Source organism: Actinophytocola sp., from assembly GCF_035762905.1.
Taxonomy (GTDB): domain Bacteria; phylum Actinomycetota; class Actinomycetes; order Mycobacteriales; family Pseudonocardiaceae; genus DASYTH01.
The window spans coordinates 12073-27977 of sequence record NZ_DASUCC010000102.1; the positions used below are offsets into that span (position 1 = coordinate 12073).

The window sequence follows — 15905 nt, forward strand, 5'->3', positions numbered from 1 at the left end:
CGCCTGTGGCCGGATCGGTTACCCTCGAGGGCGGCGCGGAACCGGGGATCGAGACACGCACGTGAGGGAGTCTGGCCATCGAGACGGGGCAGCTGGTCGCCGGGCGCTACCGGCTGATGGAATCCGTGGGCAGCGGCGGAATGGGTGTCGTCTGGCGGGCCAAGGACGAGCGGCTCGAGCGCATCGTGGCGATCAAGCAGCTGCTGACCCGACCGGGCGTGCCGGAGTCGCAGGCCGAGGACGCCCGGCGGCGCGCCATGCGCGAGGCGCGCACCGCGGCCCGCTTACAGCACCGCAACGCCATCGCGTTGTTCGACGTCGCCGACCACGACGGAAACCCTTGGCTGGTCATGGAGTTCCTGCGGTCGCGGAGCTTATCGGTGGTGCTCGCCGAGCGCGGCACGCTCACCTCGGACGAGGTGGCCAAGATCGGCGAGCAGGTGGCGTCCGCGCTCACCGCCGCGCACGAGGCCGGCATCGTGCACCGGGACGTCAAACCCGGCAACGTCCTGCTCGACGACGCCGGCCTGGTGAAGATCACCGACTTCGGCATCTCCCGCACCCTGGACGACGTCACGATCACCCAGACCGGGATGCTGGCCGGCACGCCCGCCTACCTCGCCCCCGAGGTGGCCAGGGGGCAGCAGCCCGGCCGCGAGTCCGACGTGTTCTCCCTCGGCGCCACGCTCTACCACGCGGTCGAGGGCGCGCCGCCGTTCGGCACCAACAGCAACCCGCTGGCCCTGTTACACGCGGTGGCCTCGGGCAACGTCCCGCCGCCGCGCAACGCCGGCACCCTCACCCCGGTGCTGATGAGCATGTTGAGCGCCGAGCCGGCCGACCGGCCGACGATGGCGCAGGCGACCGCGAACCTGGCCGACCCGGACACCCGGCGGATCGAGGTGGACCGCACGGTGCCGGTGCGCCCGGCCCCGCCGGTCCCGCCGGCCGGGCCGCCGCCGACCCAGAACCTGCCCCGGCCCGCTTCGCCGCCGCCGGCCGCCCGGCCATCGGGCAGCGCCCCGCCGCGCCGGCGCACCGCCGTCATCGTCGGGCTCGTGCTGGTGTTCGCGGTGGCCGGGGTGATCACCGCGATGGTGCTCAGCCAGAACCGGGACCGGGGCGGGGTGACCGCATCCAGCAACACCCTGAACCCGCCGTCGACCAGTTCGGCCGCGCCGCGCGAGACCAGCAACCCGGTGGCGCCGGTGTCCGGGCCGATCGACTGGTCGCAGGCCGGGCGGCTGGTGATCGACTACTACAGCGGCGCGAAGAACCCGGAGGCGACCTGGGCGATGCTGTCCCGCAACGGTCAGGCGGCCTTCGGCGACCAGCAGAAGTTCCAGGAGTACTGGGGGCAGTTCAAGTCGGTGAGCGCCCGCAACGCGCGCGGGGTCACGCCCAACCCGGACGGCTCGGTCAACGTTCCGGTCGACGTCACCTATACGGGACAGGACGGCGTCGCCCGACCGGAGAAGCGGCAACTCAAGGTCGTCATCCAGGATGGCCGACTGGCAATCGACTCAGAGGCACGCTGACCGGAACCACGGTCAGCAGGCCCTCCAGCCCGTCGAAGTCGACGGGGTTGGCCGTGTACAGGGGTAACCGGTTCGAGATCGCCACGCTGGCGATCATCAGGTCGGACACCCGGCCCCGGGTCTTGCGCCCGGCGGCCAGCACCGCGGCGCAGACCTGGCCGAACGCCCGGGCCGCCTCGGTGTCGAACGGCAGCGGGTCGAACGCGGCCTCGGCGCGTTGCAGCACGTCCAGGCGCCGGGCCCGCTCCTGTGGGTCGCTGGTGTGGTGCGGACCGGCGGACAGCTCGGCCAGCGTGATCGAGCTGATCGACATGTATGCCGGGAGCTGGTCGTGGTCGATCCGCCTGCGCAGAATCAGGATGTTGGTGTCCAACAGCCCGTGCCCGTCAGCGGGCATAGGGGTCTCGCATCTCGGTGTCGGCGACGAAGTCGAGGTCGGCGTGGAACCGCCGGAGGTCGATCACCGGGGCGTTGGCCGACATGGCGGCGAACTGCTCCCGGGTCACGGTACGGTGCCGGCGCAACGGGATCAGCTCCCCGATCGGAGTTCCGTTGCGGGTGACGATGAAGGCCTTCCCGTGTGCGACCGAATCCATGATCTCTCCTGACCTGTTGCGCAGGTCCCGTTGGGTGATCTCGGTGGGTGTCGCCTCGGTCGGCACGCTCACCGTCCCATGTTAGCCCAGTTGTGCCACGGTGTGCTACCCCGTGGCACCCCTGCCCTTCGACTTTACCCCGCCCGCGGCCTTCATGGCCCGTGCATCCATGCCGGCCAACGGATCGGGGGACACCTCGGCGTTGTGCGCATGCGCGAAGTGATGCAAGCCGAACACCGAGTCCATTCCGGACCGCATGCCCATCTGGTCCTCGGCCAGGTTGACCGCGCGCTTGGCCAGCGCCAGGCCGAACCGGGGCAGTTCGGCGATCCGGCCGGCCATGGCGAGCGTCTCGGCCTCGAGGTCGGCCCGGGCCACCACCCGGTTGACCATGCCGAGCTGGTAGGCCCGGGCGGCGTCGATCCGATCGGCGGTGAACAGCATCTCCTTGGCGGCGCGCGGGCCGAGCATCCACGGGTGGGCGAAGTACTCCACCCCGGGAATCCCCATGCGCACCACCGGATCGGCGAAGAACGCGTCGTCCGCGGCCACGATCAGGTCGCACACCCAGGCCAGCATCAGGCCGCCGGCGATGCACGCGCCGTGCACCATCGCGATGGTCGGTTTGGGAATCTCCCGCCACCGCCGGCACATGCCCAGGTAGACCTCCATCTCCCGGGCGAAGCGCAGGTCCCCGCCCGGCCGGCCGACGTGGTCCCACCACAGCACGGCCTTGCGCTCGAACGAGACGTCCACGTCCCGGCCCGGCGTGCCGATGTCGTGCCCGGCGGAGAAGTGCTTGCCGGCCCCGGCCAGCACGATCACCCGCACCTCGTCGTCGTCGACGGCCCGGACGAACGCCGCGTCCAGCGCGTAGGTCATCGCCGAGTTCTGCGCGTTGCGGTACTCGGGCCGGTTCATGGTCACCACGGCGACCGGGCCCTGGCGGGCGTACTCAACGGTGCTCATTGTTCGCTCCCGGTCGGCCGCTGATGGCGGTGGCTTCCTTCGTGCGCTGCTCGCCGATCGTTCCTCGCGGCTGCGCTGCTCCTTCGTCCAGCCACCGCCGCGGCCGGCCGTCCGCTCACGGTGCTCATGGAATGCTCCTGAGTAGCCGCTTGAGGATCTTGCCGGCCGGGTTGCGGGGCAGCTCGGCGCGCACCTCCACCTGGCGGGGCACCTTGTAGTTGGCCAGCCGCTCCCGGCAGAACGCGATCACGTCCTCCGGGCGCAGGGTGCGGCCGGGCGCCGGGATGACGAACGCCTTGCCCACCTCGCCGAGCCGCTCGTCCGGCACGCCGACCACCGCCGACTCGGCGAGCCCGGGCAGCCGGGCCAGCACCTGTTCCACCTCGGCCGGGTAGACGTTGAACCCGCCGCAGACGTACATGTCCTTGAGCCGGTCGGTGATCGTGAGGTAACCGCGCTCGTCCAGCCGCCCGACGTCGCCGGTGTGCAGCCAGCCCTCCGGGTCCACCGCCTGCCGGGTGGCCTCCGGGTCGTCCAGGTAGCCCAGCATCACGTTGGGACCGCGCAACAGGATCTCGCCGGTGCCGGCGCAGGCCCGCACTTCCATGCCGGCGATTGCCCGGCCCGAGGTGTGCGCGACGGTGTGCGGGTCGTCGTCCGGCCGGCACATCGTGGCCACCACCGCCTCGGTCAGCCCGTAGGCGGTGAGCACCACGTCGAACCCCAGCTCCGCCCGCATCCGCTCGACCAGCGTGACCGGCACGGTCGCCGCGCCGGTCACCGCGAGCCGCAGCGTCGACAGGTCGTGGTCGGTCCGGTCGGGACGGTCGAGCATGGTCTGGTAGATCGTGGGTGGCCCGGGCAGCACGGTGATCCGCTCCCGCTCGATGAGCTCCATGGTGCGGCCGGCGTCGAACACCAGCTGCGGCACCAGCGTCGCGCCGCGCAGCAGTGCCGCGAGGATGCCCGCCTTGTAGCCGAAGCTGTGGAAGAACGGGTTGATCACCAGGTAGCGGTCGTCCGCGGTGAGCCCGGCGCATCCGGTCCAGGCCCCGGCCACACCGAGCGACTGCCGGTGCGCGCTCATCGCGCCCTTGCTGCGCCCGGTGGTGCCGGAGGTGAACAGGATGTCGGCGACCTGGTCCGGGCCGGTCGTCGCGGCCCGCCGGTCGGCCTCGTCGGCCGGAACGGCGGCGGCCTGCTCGGCCAGTTCGGCCCAGTCGCCCTCGCCCTCGACCGGAACCCGGATGATCAGCTCCAGTTCCTCGGCCGGGCCGGCCTTCCAGAGCTGCTCGAGCCGGTCGACCCCGAGGAACGGGCCGGCGACGAACAGCGCCCTGGCCCGGCTGCGCCGCACCACGTCGAGCAGTTCCGGCCCGGTGAACCGGGTGTTGACCGGAACCAGGATCGTTCCGGCGTAGAGCGCGCCGAGCGCCGCCTCGATCCAGTGATGCGTGTTGGGGGAGCAGAGTGCCACCCGGTCGCCGGGCCGCAACCCGCCGGCGATCAGCGCCCGGGCCACGGTGCGCGCCCGGTCGAGCAACTCGGCGTAGCTGAGCCGGATTTCGGCGTGCGGGTCGACCACGGCTTCCCGATCGCCGAACGTCCCGGCCGCTCGGACGAGTGCCGCGGGAATGGTCGCCGCGTCGGGAGTCACCCGGACCATGCTACCGAGCAAATGCTTGGTAGGCTAGCCGTCATGGACCCGGCCGAGTTCCGTGCCACCGTCCGGCAATGGCTGTCGGACAACCTGGTTGGCGAGTTCGCCGCGCTGCGTGGCGCCGGCGGATCCGGCCGCAAGCACGAGGCGTACCAGGAACGCCTGGCCTGGGACCGGCACCTGGCCGCCGAGGGGTGGACCTGCCTCGGCTGGCCGGTCGAGCACGGCGGCCGGGGTCTGCCACTGGACCTCCAGGTGATCTTCCACGAGGAGTACGCGCTGGCCGGCGGACCGACCCGGGTCAACCACTTCGGCGAGGAGTTGCTCGGCCCGACCCTGATCGCGTTCGGCACACCCGCGCAGCGACAACGGTTCCTGCCGCGGATCCGGTCGGTCGAGGAGCTGTGGTGCCAGGGCTACTCCGAGCCGGGCGCCGGATCCGACCTCGCCTCGGTGTCCACATCGGCCGTGCTGGACGGCGACGAGTGGGTGATCACCGGGCAGAAGGTGTGGACCTCGTTCGCGCACCAGGCCGACTGGTGTTTCGTGCTGGCACGAACGGAACCCGGCTCGCTCCGGCACGCCGGGCTGTCCTATCTCCTCGTGCCGATGCACCAACCCGGCGTCGAGGTGCGGCCGATCGTCCAGCTCACCGGGACCGCCGAGTTCAACGAGGTGTTCTTCGACGGCGCCCGCACCAAGGCCGATCTCGTGGTCGGCGAGCCGGGCGACGGCTGGCGGGTGGCCATGGGCACGCTCGCCTTCGAGCGCGGGACGGCCACCATCGGTCAGCAGATCGGGTTCCGCCGCGAGTTGGACGCCCTGGTGGACCTGGCCCGGCGCACCGGCGCGGCCGACGAACCAGCCGTGCGCGAACGGCTCACCCGGGCCCGGATCGGGCTGGAGGTCATGCGCGCGCACACGCTGCGCACCCTGGGCTCCGCCGAGCCGGGCACCGCGTCGGTGGCGAAGCTGTTGTGGGCCAACTGGCATCGCGGGCTCGGCGAGCTGGCGATGGACGTGCTCGGCGCGGCGGCCATGGTGCACGACGGCGACCTCGGCGAGTGGCAGCGGCTGTTCCTGTTCAGCCGCGCGGACACGATCTACGGCGGCTCCAACGAGATCCAGCGCAACATCATCGCCGAGCGGGTGCTCGGACTGCCCCGGGAGCCGAGGGGATGACGCTGCTGGACGGGAAGGTCGTCGTGGTCACCGCCGCCGCGGGCACCGGCATCGGCTCCGCGGCCGCGCGGCGCTGCCTCGAGGAGGGCGCCGCGGTCGTGGTCAGCGACCGGCACGAACGCCGGCTGGCCGAGACCGCCGCCGCACTGGCCGCCGAGCACCCCGGCCGGGTGCACGCGCTGGCCTGCGACGTGACCGTGCAGGAGCAGGTGGACGCGCTGATCGAGGGCGCGGCCGGGCACTTCGGGCGGATCGACGTGATGATCAACAACGCCGGTCTCGGTGGCGAGGCGTCCATCGTGGACATGTCCGACGCCGACTGGACCGCCGTGCTGGACGTGACCCTGAACGGTACGTTCCGGTGCACCCGGGCGGCGCTGCGCCGGATGGTCGGGCAGGGCGGCGGCGGCGCCGTGGTCAACAATGCCTCCGTGGTCGGCTGGCGGGCGCAGCGCGGCCAGGCGCACTACGCGGCGGCCAAGGCCGGCGTGATGGCGCTCACCCGGTGCGCGGCGATGGACGTTGCCGCACACGGGATCCGGGTGAACGCGGTCGCGCCGAGCCTGGCCATGCACCCGTTCCTGGCCAAGGTCGCCAGCCCCGAGCTGCTCGACGAGTTGGCCGGCCGGGAGGCGTTCGGCCGGGCCGCGCAGCCGTGGGAGGTGGCCAACGTGATGGTGTTCCTGGCCAGCGACCTCGCCGGGTACCTGACCGGCGAGGTGATCTCGGTCAGTAGCCAGCATCCCTGAGGAGACCAGACATGACCGAACGCCGCACCGAGCTGCTGACCCTGGCCGCGCGGATGTTCGCCGAGCGCGGCTACCGGGCCACCACCGTGCGGGACATCGCCGACGCCGCGGGCATCCTGTCCGGCAGCCTCTATCACCACTTCGACTCCAAAGAGTCCATTGTGGACGAGATTATGACCACGTTCCAGGAGGAGCTGTTCGGCCGGTACGAGGAGATCGTGGCCGCCGGCAAGGGACCGCGGGAGACCCTCGAGGCGGTCGTGGTGGCCTCGTTCGAGGCGATCGACGCGCACCCCGCCGAGGTGGCGATCTACCAGAACGAGGCCAAGCACCTCGCCCAGTTCGACCGGTTCGCCTACCTGGACCAGCGCAACCGGCAGTTTCACAAGCTGTGGGCCGGAATTCTCACCGACGGCGTGCGGGCCGGGGTGTTCCGGCCCGATCTCGACGTCGATCTGGTGTTCCGGTTCATCCGGGACACGGTGTGGGTCGCGGTGCACTGGTACCGGCCCGGCGGGAACCTGTCCGTGCACGAGATCGCCAAGCAGTACCTGGGAATCCTGCTCGACGGCATCGCCACCCGGCGGCGGCGCTCATGAGCGAGGTGATGGCATGAGTGGCCAGGCGTACCTCGTCGAGGCCGTGCGCACCCCGGTCGGCCGCCGCGGCGGGGCGCTGTCCGGGATGCACCCGGCCGACCTCGGCGCGCACGTGCTCGGCGCGCTGCTCGACCGGGTGGACGTGGACCCGGTCGAGGTGGACGACGTGATCTTCGGCTGCGTGGACACGATCGGTCCGCAGGCCGGCGACATCGCCAGAACCGCCTGGCTCGCGGCGGGTTTCGCCGAGGAGGTGCCCGGCGTCACGGTCGACCGGCAGTGCGGGTCCAGCCAGCAGGCACTGCACTTCGCCGCCCAGGCCGTGCTGAGCGGAACCGCGGATCTGGTGATCGCCGGCGGGGTGCAGAACATGAGCGCGGTGCCGATCGGCGCGGCGATGACCGCGGGCGGCTTCGGCACGCCGTTCGCCGGCTCGCGCGGCTGGGCGCACCGGTACGGCACGGAGGAGATCTCCCAGTTCCGGGCGGCCGACCTGATCGCCGGGCGGTGGCGGCTGTCCCGGGCGGACATGGAGCGGTTCGCGCTGCGCAGCCACCAGCGGGCGCTCGCCGCCGCGGCGCAGGGCCGGTTCGCGCGGGAGATCGTGCCGGTCGGCGAGTTGGCCGCCGACGAGGGCCCGCGCCCGGACACCAGCCTGGAAGCCATGGCCGCGCTCGCGCCGTTGCGGCCCGGCGGGTCGGTCACCGCCGCGCTGGCCAGCCAGATCTCCGACGGGGCCAGCGCGGTGCTGGTCGCCTCCGAGCACGCCGTCGCCCGGCACCGGCTGACCCCGCGGGCCCGGGTGCACCACCTGTCCGCCCGCGGCGGCGACCCGGTGGCCATGCTCACCGCGCCGATCCGGGCCACCCGGTACGCCCTCGACCGGGCCGGAATGTCCATAGCGGACATCGATCTGTTCGAGGTGAACGAGGCGTTTGCCAGCGTGGTGCTTGCCTGGATCGCCGAGACCGGGGCCGAGGAGGACCGGGTCAACGTCAACGGCGGCGCGATCGCGCTCGGTCACCCCATCGGCGCCACCGGAACCCGGCTGTGCACCACCCTGCTGCACGAGTTGGAGCGCACCGGGGGCCGGTTCGGCCTGCAGACCATGTGCGAAGGCGGTGGCCAGGCGAACGTGACCATCCTGGAGCGACTGAACTAACTACAGTTGGGTCCGGCCCGTTTTTCGGATGCCAGGAGGTTGACCATGGCGATGATGCCGGTGACGGACTCGCTGTACCTGCTCGCCGAGTCCCGTGAGCATCCGATGCACGTCGGCGGGCTGCAGCTGTTCGAGCCGCCGGACGGCGCCGGACCGGACTACGTCAGCGAGCTGCACCGCCGCCTGGTGAAGGCGGACGACGTGCGGCCGCTGTTCCGGCGCCGGCCGATGAACCCGGTGAGCAGCATCGGCCAGTTCGCCTGGAGCAACGACAACGACCTCGACCTGGAGTACCACGTCCGGCTCTCCGCGCTGCCCCGGCCGGGCCGGGTGCGGGAGCTGCTCGAGCTGACCTCGCGGCTGCACGGCACGCTGCTCGACCGGCACCGCCCGCTGTGGGAGTTCACCCTGATCGAGGGCCTGCAGGACGGCCGGTTCGCCACGTACAGCAAGGTGCACCACTCGCTGCTGGACGGGGTGTCGGCGCTGCGTCTGCTGCAGAGCTCGCTGTCCGAGGATCCGGACGAACAGGACATGCGTCCGATCTGGTCGTCGCAGCTGCGGGACAACGTGGCCGGCCGGCGCATCCAGCCCGACGAGGAGGGCGGGGCGCTGGTCGGGTTGCGCAACGCCGCGCTCGCGATCCGGGACATCGCCGGGCTCGCGCCCACCGCGCTCAAGGTGCTCGACGACGCGTTCCGGGAGCAGTCGGCCGGGCTCGCGTTCAAGGTGCCCAAGTCGATGTTCAACGCGGCGATCACCGGGGCGCGCCGGTTCGCCGCGCAGGGCTGGCCGCTGGACCGGATCAAGAACGTGCGCAAGGCGGTCAGCGGCGCCACGCTCAACGACGTCATGCTGGCCATGTGCTCCGGCGCGCTGCGCCGCTACCTGATCGAGCTGGCCGCGCTGCCGGACAAGCCGCTGGTCGCGGCCGTCCCGATGTCGCTGCGCACCGACTCGGCCCGCACCGCCGCCGAGGGCGGCAACGCGATCGGCATCATCCTGTGCAACCTGGCCACCGACACCGAGGACCCGGTCGCCCGGTTCACCGAGATCCGCGAGTCCATGCGCCGCGGCAAGCAGGTCTACCACGGCCTGAGCCAGCTCCAGATCACCGCGCTCAGCGCGATCCCGATGGCGCCGCTGGCCATGTCGATGATCCCGGGTGCCCTGCGGGTCACGCCGCCCGCGTTCAACGTGATGATCTCCAACGTCCCCGGCCCGCACAACCAGCTCTACTTCGACGGCGCCCGGATGACCGGCATCTACCCGCTGTCCATCCCCTACGAGGGCCAGGCCCTGAACATCACGGTCACCAGCTACGCCGGCAACCTCCAGTTCGGACTCACCGGCTGCCGCCGTAGCGTCCCCCACCTGCAACGCCTGCTCACCCACCTGGAGGACTCCCTCGCCGAACTCGAGAAGGCCCTCATCGCCTGAGAGCAGCGATCGCGTTCACCCGGACCGGATGAAGCGGGGCCGGCGGAGGGCCGGTGATGGTGACCGGGTGCGGACTGATGTCAGCTTGAAACCACCCGGTTGCATCTACCGGACCCGCAAGCGTGGGCCGTTCCTCATGGACGGCTACTTCGGCGCCACCTACAACGTCGACACCGTCGCCGTCATCGACGCCCACATCCGGCGCATCTGTTACCGAAGGCCCCGGCACCCGGACGTGGACCTGCTGCTGGACGCCCGCCAGCAGATCGGGCTGAACCGGGCGGTCTGGGACTGAGCGGCTAACCGCGCCGTTCGATCTCGCCGCCGTCGAGAACGGTCGGGTCGACCACGGTCGAGTCCACCACGGTCGAGTCGACCACGATCGCGCCGCCCTGCCGGGCGGACCGGACCCGCCGCTCGGCCGCGGCGGTCAGCCGCCGGGTGACCATGGCCCGGACCGGCGGGAGCAGCAGGGCCAGGGCGAGCACGTCGCTGACGAAGCCGGGCACCATGACCAGCACCCCGGCGACGGCGATCAGCAACCCGTCGAGCATCTCCCGGTGCGGCACCCGGCGCTCGCGCATCGCCCGCTGGTAGGCGGTGATCGTGCGGGCGCCCTCCCGGCGCAGCAGCCACACCCCGGCCACCGAGGCCAGGATCAGCAGCAGGATCGTCGGCAGCAGCCCGATCGCGTTGCCGACCAGGACCAGCACGGTGATCTCGACGAAGGTGGCGAGCAGGAGCAGCAACAGGATCGGCACGTACCGTTCAACGAACGGCCGGCCCGAATTGCTCCCGGAGCCTTTACAGCGAGCTTTTTTCACGTTTAGCTGTGCGTAGCGGTCCCCTCACAGTGCAACGGAGCACGCCATGTCCCGTGTCCGCCAGCTGCTACGCATCGTCCCCGCCGTCGCCCTGACCTCCACGCTGGTTGCCGTGGCCCCCGCGAACGCCGCGCCACCGGCCCAGGTCATGCTCGCACCCAACGACTTCTGCCTGAGCCAGTGCGACGACATCATGCCGCCCGGGCAGAACGGCAACGCCACGTTCGCCGAGCTGCTGGCCTTTCAGCTGTTCGGCCTGCGCCCGCCGCATTCCTCGGACACCAGGGCCACCTACGACAACCTGGTCTGGGGCTACCAGGGCCTGACCGACGAGCGGATCGGCGACTTCTACAACGACGCCTCCTTCGGCGTCCCCGCCGACCAGGTGGAGAGCCGCAGCCAGCCCCGGTCCGACGTGACCATCACCCGGGACCGGGCCACCGGCGTCCCGCACATCCAGGGCACCACCCGGGCCGGCACGATGTTCGGCGCCGGCTTCGCCGCGGCGGCGGACCGGTTGTTCCTGATGGACGCCCTGCGGCACGTTGCCCGTGGCGAGCTGACCCCGTTCGCCGGTGGCGCGCAGGGAAACCGTGAGTTCGAGCAGCAGCAGTGGCAGATCGCGCCGTACACCGAGGCCGACTACCAGGCCATGTTCGACCGGGCGTCCCGGTTCGGCGCGGTCGGGCTGACCCTGCAGGAGGACACCCGCAACTACGTGGCCGGCATCAACGCCTACATCGCCAGCGTTCCGGTCGCCTACCCCGGCGAGTACGTGGCGATCGGCGGGCGTACCCCGCAGCCGTGGAACGTGCGCGACGTGATGGCGATCGCCAGCCTGGTCGGTGGGTTGTTCGGCGGCGGCGGTGGCGGCGAGGTGGAGTCCGCGCTGGCGTTGATCGAGGCAAGGGCGCGGTACGGGGACAGCCTCGGAACCCAGATGTGGCGGGCGTTCCGGTCGCAGAACGACCCCGAGGCGCCCACCACCGTCCACAACGGACAGTCGTTCCCGTACCTGCAGACCCCGGACAACCCGGCCGGCCGGGTGCTGCCGGACAGGGGCAGCGTCACCCGGCAGCCGGTGGTGGTCGACCCGAGCGCCGCGGCGACCACCCGGGGCGCGCCGGACGGCACCCCGAACTCCAGCACCACGACCACCCCGGCGCCGGCCCGGCCGCTGACCGAGGCGGACCGGGCCAAGGGCCTGAAGCCGGGCATGCTCGACGGTGGCGTGTTCGGCCCGGGCATCCGCACCGGCAGCATGTCCAACGCGCTGGTGGTCTCCGGGCAGCACACCCAGAGCGGCAACCCGGTGGCCGTGTTCGGCCCGCAGACCGGTTACTTCGCCCCGCAGATCCTGCTGCGCCAGGAACTTCAGGGTCCGGGGATCAGCTCGCGCGGCGCGGCGTTCCCCGGCATCAGCTTCTATGTGCTGCTCGGCCGCGGCGTCGACTACTCGTGGAGCGCCACGTCGGCCAGCCAGGACATCACCGACAGCTACGCGGTGGACCTGTGTGAGCCGAACGGCGGCACGCCGACCAGGGACTCGATGCACTACCTCTTCCGCGGTCAGTGCCTGCCGATCGAGGTGCTGTCCAAGCGCAACTCCTGGACGCCGAACCTGGCCGACAGCACCCCGGCCGGCTCGTACACGCTGGTCGCCCAGCGCACCAAGCTGGGCCTGGTGAGCCACCGCGGCACCGTGTCCGGCCGGCCGGTGGCGTTCACCCGGCTGCGTTCGACCTACCTGCGCGAGGGCGACTCCGCGCTGGGCTTCCAGCAGCTCAACGATCCGGGCCGGGTCGACTCCCCGCAGACCTTCGCCGACGCCACCAGTAAGATCGGGTTCGCGTTCAACTGGTTCTACGTGGACTCCGCGCACACCGCGTACTTCAACTCCGGGGACAACCCGGTGCGCGCGGCCGGCGCCGACCCGCACCTGCCGACCAGGGGCGAGCAGCGCTACGAGTGGGCGGGCTGGAACCCGGACAGCAACGATGCCAACTACATTCCCCTGGCCCAGCATCCGCAGGTGGTCGACCAGGACTACCTGACCAGTTGGAACAACAAGCAGGCACCCGGATACAGCGCGGCGGACGGCAACTACAGCTTCGGCGCCGTGCACCGCAGCCAGCCGCTGGACTCCCGGATCGCGCCGGTGATCGCCGGCGGCGGCCGGTTCACCCGGGCCGGCCTGGTCAGCGCCATGGCGGACGCGGCCACCGTCGACCTGCGCGGTGCGCAGGTGCTTCCGTTGCTGCTGCGGGTGTTGAACAGCGCCCCGGTCACGGATCCGGCGCAGCAGCAGGCGGTCGCGGCGCTCACCGCGTGGCAGCAGGCCGGCGCACACCGGCGCTCGCCCGCGCCCGGGGTGAACCGGTACGACCACGCCGACGCCATCCGGATCATGGACGCCTGGTGGCCGCGGCTGGTCGCCGCCCAGTTCCAGCCCGGACTCGGCGCGGACCTGTTCGGCGCGCTGCGGTCCGTGCTCACCCTGCACGACGCGCCGGGGCACCGCGGCTCGGCGTTCCAGTCCGGCTGGTACGGCTACGTGCACAAGGATCTGCGCCGGGTGCTCGGTGAGCCGGTGGCCGGCGGGTTCCCCAACGTGTTCTGCGGCAGTGCGAACGGCACGGGAAACCTGGCCGCGTGCCGGACCGCGCTGCTGGGCGCGCTCGGTGCGGCGATCGCCGCACCGCCGGCCGAGACCTACCCGGCCGACGCGGACTGCGCCGCGGGCGACCAGTTCTGCCACGACTCGATCATCCACCAGCCGATCGGCGGCATCACGCATGACCGGATGCACTGGGTGAACCGGCCGACCTTCCAGCAGGCCGTGCAGTTCCCGGCGCACCGTGGCCAGAACATCGCCAACCTGGCGCTCGGCCGGCCGGTCAGCGCGACCAGCACCGAGTCCGGGCTGTTCTACTCGCTGCCGGCGCGCAACGCCGTCGACGGCGACCCGGCCACCCGGTGGGGCAGCCGGTTCAGCGACCCGCAGTCGATCACCGTCGACCTGGGTGCGGCGCAGCCGGTGAGTCGGGTGATCCTGCGCTGGGAGGCGGCATACGGCCTGGCGTACCGGATCGAGGTGTCCGGCGACGGCGCGAGCTGGCGGCCGGTCGCGGCAACCACGGCCGGAAACGGCGGTGAGGACAACGTGACATTTGCCCCCACACCGGCACGGTTCGTGCGGATGACCGGCACGCAGCGTGCCACCGGCTACGGTTACTCGTTGTGGGAGTTGGAGGTTTATGCCCGCTGAGAATGTGCCGAAAGACCCCACTTCTCCGGGTTTGGTAACCGCGTTGAACCGCCGGCCGATGGATGGACAGAACCGTGCCACCTGGTTCGGGAATCCACAGGCGAGGCAGGCGAAAATGAACCGTACAGAGGGCGAGCAACCCCCACCGCGCGGCACTTCCCGAGCGTCCGGAAGGCACCGACATCCTTCGGCGCTCAGTCGGGTGACCAGGCCGCCACAGTCCTGGCATCCACTGCGGGCCAACGGAAGGGATGCGGAAATTCGGCGGCTGTGCCCGGTGTACCGCACGATCGTTGCGGTCGACATCGAAGGATCCACGGCCCGCACCGACGCGGCCAAGGCGCGGTTGCGCGCAGTGATGTACGACCTGCTCGAAACGGCCCTGCATGCGTGCGGAATAGCCGAGAAACACCGCGATCCAATGGTGGACAGGGGTGACGGTGCGTTCATCCTGGTGCGGGCCGTCGACCACGCGCCGAAGACGCTGCTATTGACGGGCTTCATTCCCATCCTCAACGACCTGCTGGCCGCGCACAACGCGAACTGCCGGGACCAGATCCGGCTGCGGGCCGCGGTGCACGCCGGCGAGGTGAACTATGACCGGCGGGGCTGCTTCGGCGAGGCCATCGACCTGACCTTCCGGTTGCTGGACGCGCCGGCCGCGAAGACCGCGCTGCGCGACGCGGCGGAGCCGCTGATCCTCGTGGTCTCCGATCCGCTCTACCAGTCCGTTGTGCGGCACGGGTATCACGGGTTGGACGAGCGCAGGTTCGCCCGGCTGGTGCAGGTCGAGATCGGCGACCAGGCGCACCATGGGTGGGTCACCCGGCTGACCACCAGCCAGGTGCTGCCGCACCGCCCATCCCGCTTCGGCCGGCCCGTCTCAGTTCCCGCCGAGCCCACCGGCTAGCAGCGTGCCGTCGAGTACGGTCACCGCCCGCCCGGCCAGGTGCACCCGGTCCCCGTGCACGCTGGTCCGCACCGACCCGGTGCGCGCCGAGGCCTGCAGCCCGACCAGCCCGTCCCGCCCCAACCGCCGCGCCCAGTACGGCGCAAGCGCGGTGTGCGCGCTCCCGGTCACCGGATCCTCGGGAATCCCCACCACCGGCGCGAAGAACCGGGACACGTAGTCATATTCCGCGCCGCTCGTCGCCGGCGCCGTCACGATCACACCCCGAAGCCCGTCCCGCCGCGCCTGCTTGAGCAGCGCGGTCATGTCCGGCTCCAGCCCCCGCACGGCCGCCTCGTCGGGGAGGACCGCGAGCAGATCGCGCAGCGCCCCGGTTCCGAACACCGCCTCCGGCTTGGCCCCCAACGCCTCGGCAAACCCGTCCGGCACATCCCGCTCGGTCACCTCGGCCCTCGGGAAGTCCAGCACGATCTCCCCGTCCGCGTCCCGGTGGGTCACCAGCACCCCGCTGCGGCTGCTGAACCGCACGGTGCCGCTCTGCCCGGTGTCCTCGCCGAGAACGTGCGCCGTCGCCAGCGTCGCGTGCCCGCACAGGTCGACCTCGGCGAGCGGCGTGAACCAGCGCAACCCCCAGTCCGCGTCGGCGTCCAGCGGTGTCGGATAGGCGAACGCCGTCTCGGCAAGGTTCAGCTCCGCCGCCACCCGCTGCATCCACCCGGCATCCGGCCACCCGTCCGGCCCCAGCAGGCACACCCCCGCCGGATTCCCCGCGAACGCCCGCTCACTGAACGCATCAACCACCCGAATCCGCATACCCCGACCCTACGACCAGCCCGCCGAGTTGCCGGCTCCGCGTCGATGAGTCGCCGATTCCGGCCCGCGTACGCCGGCCGCGCCTGCGGCGCGGCCCGGCGCCGCGGGCGCCGGGCCGTCCCGGGTACACCAGCAACTCGGTGATCCCAACCGGGGACCGGAACCGGCACTCGCCAGGCCGGAACCGGCACTCGC

The 15905-nt window shown here is 71.6% G+C and carries 15 protein-coding genes; 9 read left to right on the top strand and 6 right to left on the bottom strand.

What is annotated here, in order from left to right:
- Positions 1–140: 140 nt before the first annotated feature.
- Positions 141–1538, top strand: a complete 1398-nt coding sequence (locus VFV67_RS22725; RefSeq protein ID WP_414636328.1) for a serine/threonine-protein kinase — start codon at positions 141–143, stop codon at positions 1536–1538.
- On the opposite strand, the gene VFV67_RS22730 is transcribed toward VFV67_RS22725, so the two are convergent.
- The 4 genes from VFV67_RS22730 to VFV67_RS22745 form a co-directional block, all read right to left on the bottom strand.
- On the bottom strand, positions 1495–1935 hold the full coding sequence (locus tag VFV67_RS22730; protein ID WP_326472634.1) for a type II toxin-antitoxin system VapC family toxin: 441 nt from the start codon (positions 1933–1935) through the stop codon (positions 1495–1497). The two genes, VFV67_RS22725 and VFV67_RS22730, sit on opposite strands and share 44 nt — an antisense overlap.
- Positions 1925–2206 carry a type II toxin-antitoxin system prevent-host-death family antitoxin gene (locus VFV67_RS22735; RefSeq protein ID WP_326472635.1) on the bottom strand — a complete coding sequence of 94 codons (282 nt, stop codon included), beginning with the start codon at positions 2204–2206 and terminating at the stop codon, positions 1925–1927. The genes VFV67_RS22730 and VFV67_RS22735 overlap by 11 nt, the downstream gene beginning before the upstream one ends.
- A 33-nt stretch (positions 2207–2239) precedes the next feature.
- Positions 2240–3103, bottom strand: a complete 864-nt coding sequence (locus tag VFV67_RS22740; RefSeq protein WP_326472636.1) for an enoyl-CoA hydratase — start codon at positions 3101–3103, stop codon at positions 2240–2242.
- A gap of 124 nt (positions 3104–3227) precedes the next feature.
- The gene (locus VFV67_RS22745) at positions 3228–4760 is read right to left on the bottom strand and encodes a FadD3 family acyl-CoA ligase (protein ID WP_326472637.1); all 1533 of its coding nucleotides are present in this window, start codon (positions 4758–4760) and stop codon (positions 3228–3230) included.
- Positions 4761–4802: 42 nt separating this feature from the next.
- Between VFV67_RS22745 and VFV67_RS22750 the strand changes: the two genes are divergently transcribed.
- The 6 genes from VFV67_RS22750 (at position 4803) to VFV67_RS22775 (ending at position 10190) form a co-directional block, all read left to right on the top strand.
- Positions 4803–5945, top strand: a complete 1143-nt coding sequence (locus tag VFV67_RS22750) for an acyl-CoA dehydrogenase family protein (protein WP_326472638.1) — start codon at positions 4803–4805, stop codon at positions 5943–5945.
- On the top strand, positions 5942–6694 hold the full coding sequence (locus VFV67_RS22755) for an SDR family oxidoreductase (RefSeq protein ID WP_326472639.1): 753 nt from the start codon (positions 5942–5944) through the stop codon (positions 6692–6694). Before VFV67_RS22750 ends, VFV67_RS22755 begins: the two co-directional genes overlap by 4 nt.
- Positions 6695–6705: 11 nt before the next feature.
- Positions 6706–7293 (top strand): TetR/AcrR family transcriptional regulator, encoded by a 588-nt coding sequence (locus VFV67_RS22760; protein WP_326472640.1) that lies wholly within the window; start codon positions 6706–6708, stop codon positions 7291–7293.
- Between the two features lie 13 nt (positions 7294–7306).
- Complete coding sequence (locus tag VFV67_RS22765) at positions 7307–8455, top strand: acetyl-CoA C-acetyltransferase (protein WP_326472641.1); 1149 nt, start codon at positions 7307–7309, stop codon at positions 8453–8455.
- A gap of 45 nt (positions 8456–8500) precedes the next feature.
- Positions 8501–9895, top strand: coding sequence for a wax ester/triacylglycerol synthase family O-acyltransferase (locus VFV67_RS22770; protein WP_326472642.1), 1395 nt, complete (start codon positions 8501–8503; stop codon positions 9893–9895).
- A gap of 67 nt (positions 9896–9962) precedes the next feature.
- Entirely contained in the window at positions 9963–10190 is a 228-nt protein-coding gene (locus tag VFV67_RS22775; protein WP_326472643.1) for a hypothetical protein, read from the top strand.
- Positions 10191–10194: 4 nt separating this feature from the next.
- Here VFV67_RS22775 and VFV67_RS22780 read toward each other — a convergent pair whose 3' ends face one another.
- Positions 10195–10656, bottom strand: coding sequence for an FxsA family protein (locus VFV67_RS22780; RefSeq protein ID WP_326472644.1), 462 nt, complete (start codon positions 10654–10656; stop codon positions 10195–10197).
- Positions 10657–10765: 109 nt separating this feature from the next.
- Between VFV67_RS22780 and VFV67_RS22785 the strand changes: the two genes are divergently transcribed.
- Positions 10766–13987 (top strand): penicillin acylase family protein, encoded by a 3222-nt coding sequence (locus VFV67_RS22785; protein ID WP_326472645.1) that lies wholly within the window; start codon positions 10766–10768, stop codon positions 13985–13987.
- Positions 13988–14189: 202 nt separating this feature from the next.
- Positions 14190–14897, top strand: a complete 708-nt coding sequence (locus VFV67_RS22790; RefSeq protein ID WP_326472646.1) for a hypothetical protein — start codon at positions 14190–14192, stop codon at positions 14895–14897.
- Here the strand turns inward: VFV67_RS22790 and VFV67_RS22795 are convergent.
- On the bottom strand, positions 14871–15710 hold the full coding sequence (locus VFV67_RS22795) for a PhzF family phenazine biosynthesis protein (protein ID WP_326472647.1): 840 nt from the start codon (positions 15708–15710) through the stop codon (positions 14871–14873). The genes VFV67_RS22790 and VFV67_RS22795 overlap by 27 nt on opposite strands.
- Positions 15711–15905 lie beyond the last annotated feature (195 nt).

Coding starts and splice junctions, on each gene's coding strand:
- VFV67_RS22785 (WP_326472645.1), top strand. CDS start 10,766: ATGTCCCGTGTCCGCCAGCTGCTACGCATCGTCCCCGCCGTCGCCCTG.
- VFV67_RS22730 (WP_326472634.1), bottom strand. CDS start 1,935: ATGCCCGCTGACGGGCACGGGCTGTTGGACACCAACATCCTGATTCTG.
- VFV67_RS22725 (WP_414636328.1), top strand. CDS start 141: ATGGGTGTCGTCTGGCGGGCCAAGGACGAGCGGCTCGAGCGCATCGTG.
- VFV67_RS22795 (WP_326472647.1), bottom strand. CDS start 15,710: ATGCGGATTCGGGTGGTTGATGCGTTCAGTGAGCGGGCGTTCGCGGGG.
- VFV67_RS22750 (WP_326472638.1), top strand. CDS start 4,803: ATGGACCCGGCCGAGTTCCGTGCCACCGTCCGGCAATGGCTGTCGGAC.
- VFV67_RS22760 (WP_326472640.1), top strand. CDS start 6,706: ATGACCGAACGCCGCACCGAGCTGCTGACCCTGGCCGCGCGGATGTTC.
- VFV67_RS22765 (WP_326472641.1), top strand. CDS start 7,307: ATGAGTGGCCAGGCGTACCTCGTCGAGGCCGTGCGCACCCCGGTCGGC.
- VFV67_RS22770 (WP_326472642.1), top strand. CDS start 8,501: ATGGCGATGATGCCGGTGACGGACTCGCTGTACCTGCTCGCCGAGTCC.
- VFV67_RS22740 (WP_326472636.1), bottom strand. CDS start 3,103: ATGAGCACCGTTGAGTACGCCCGCCAGGGCCCGGTCGCCGTGGTGACC.
- VFV67_RS22755 (WP_326472639.1), top strand. CDS start 5,942: ATGACGCTGCTGGACGGGAAGGTCGTCGTGGTCACCGCCGCCGCGGGC.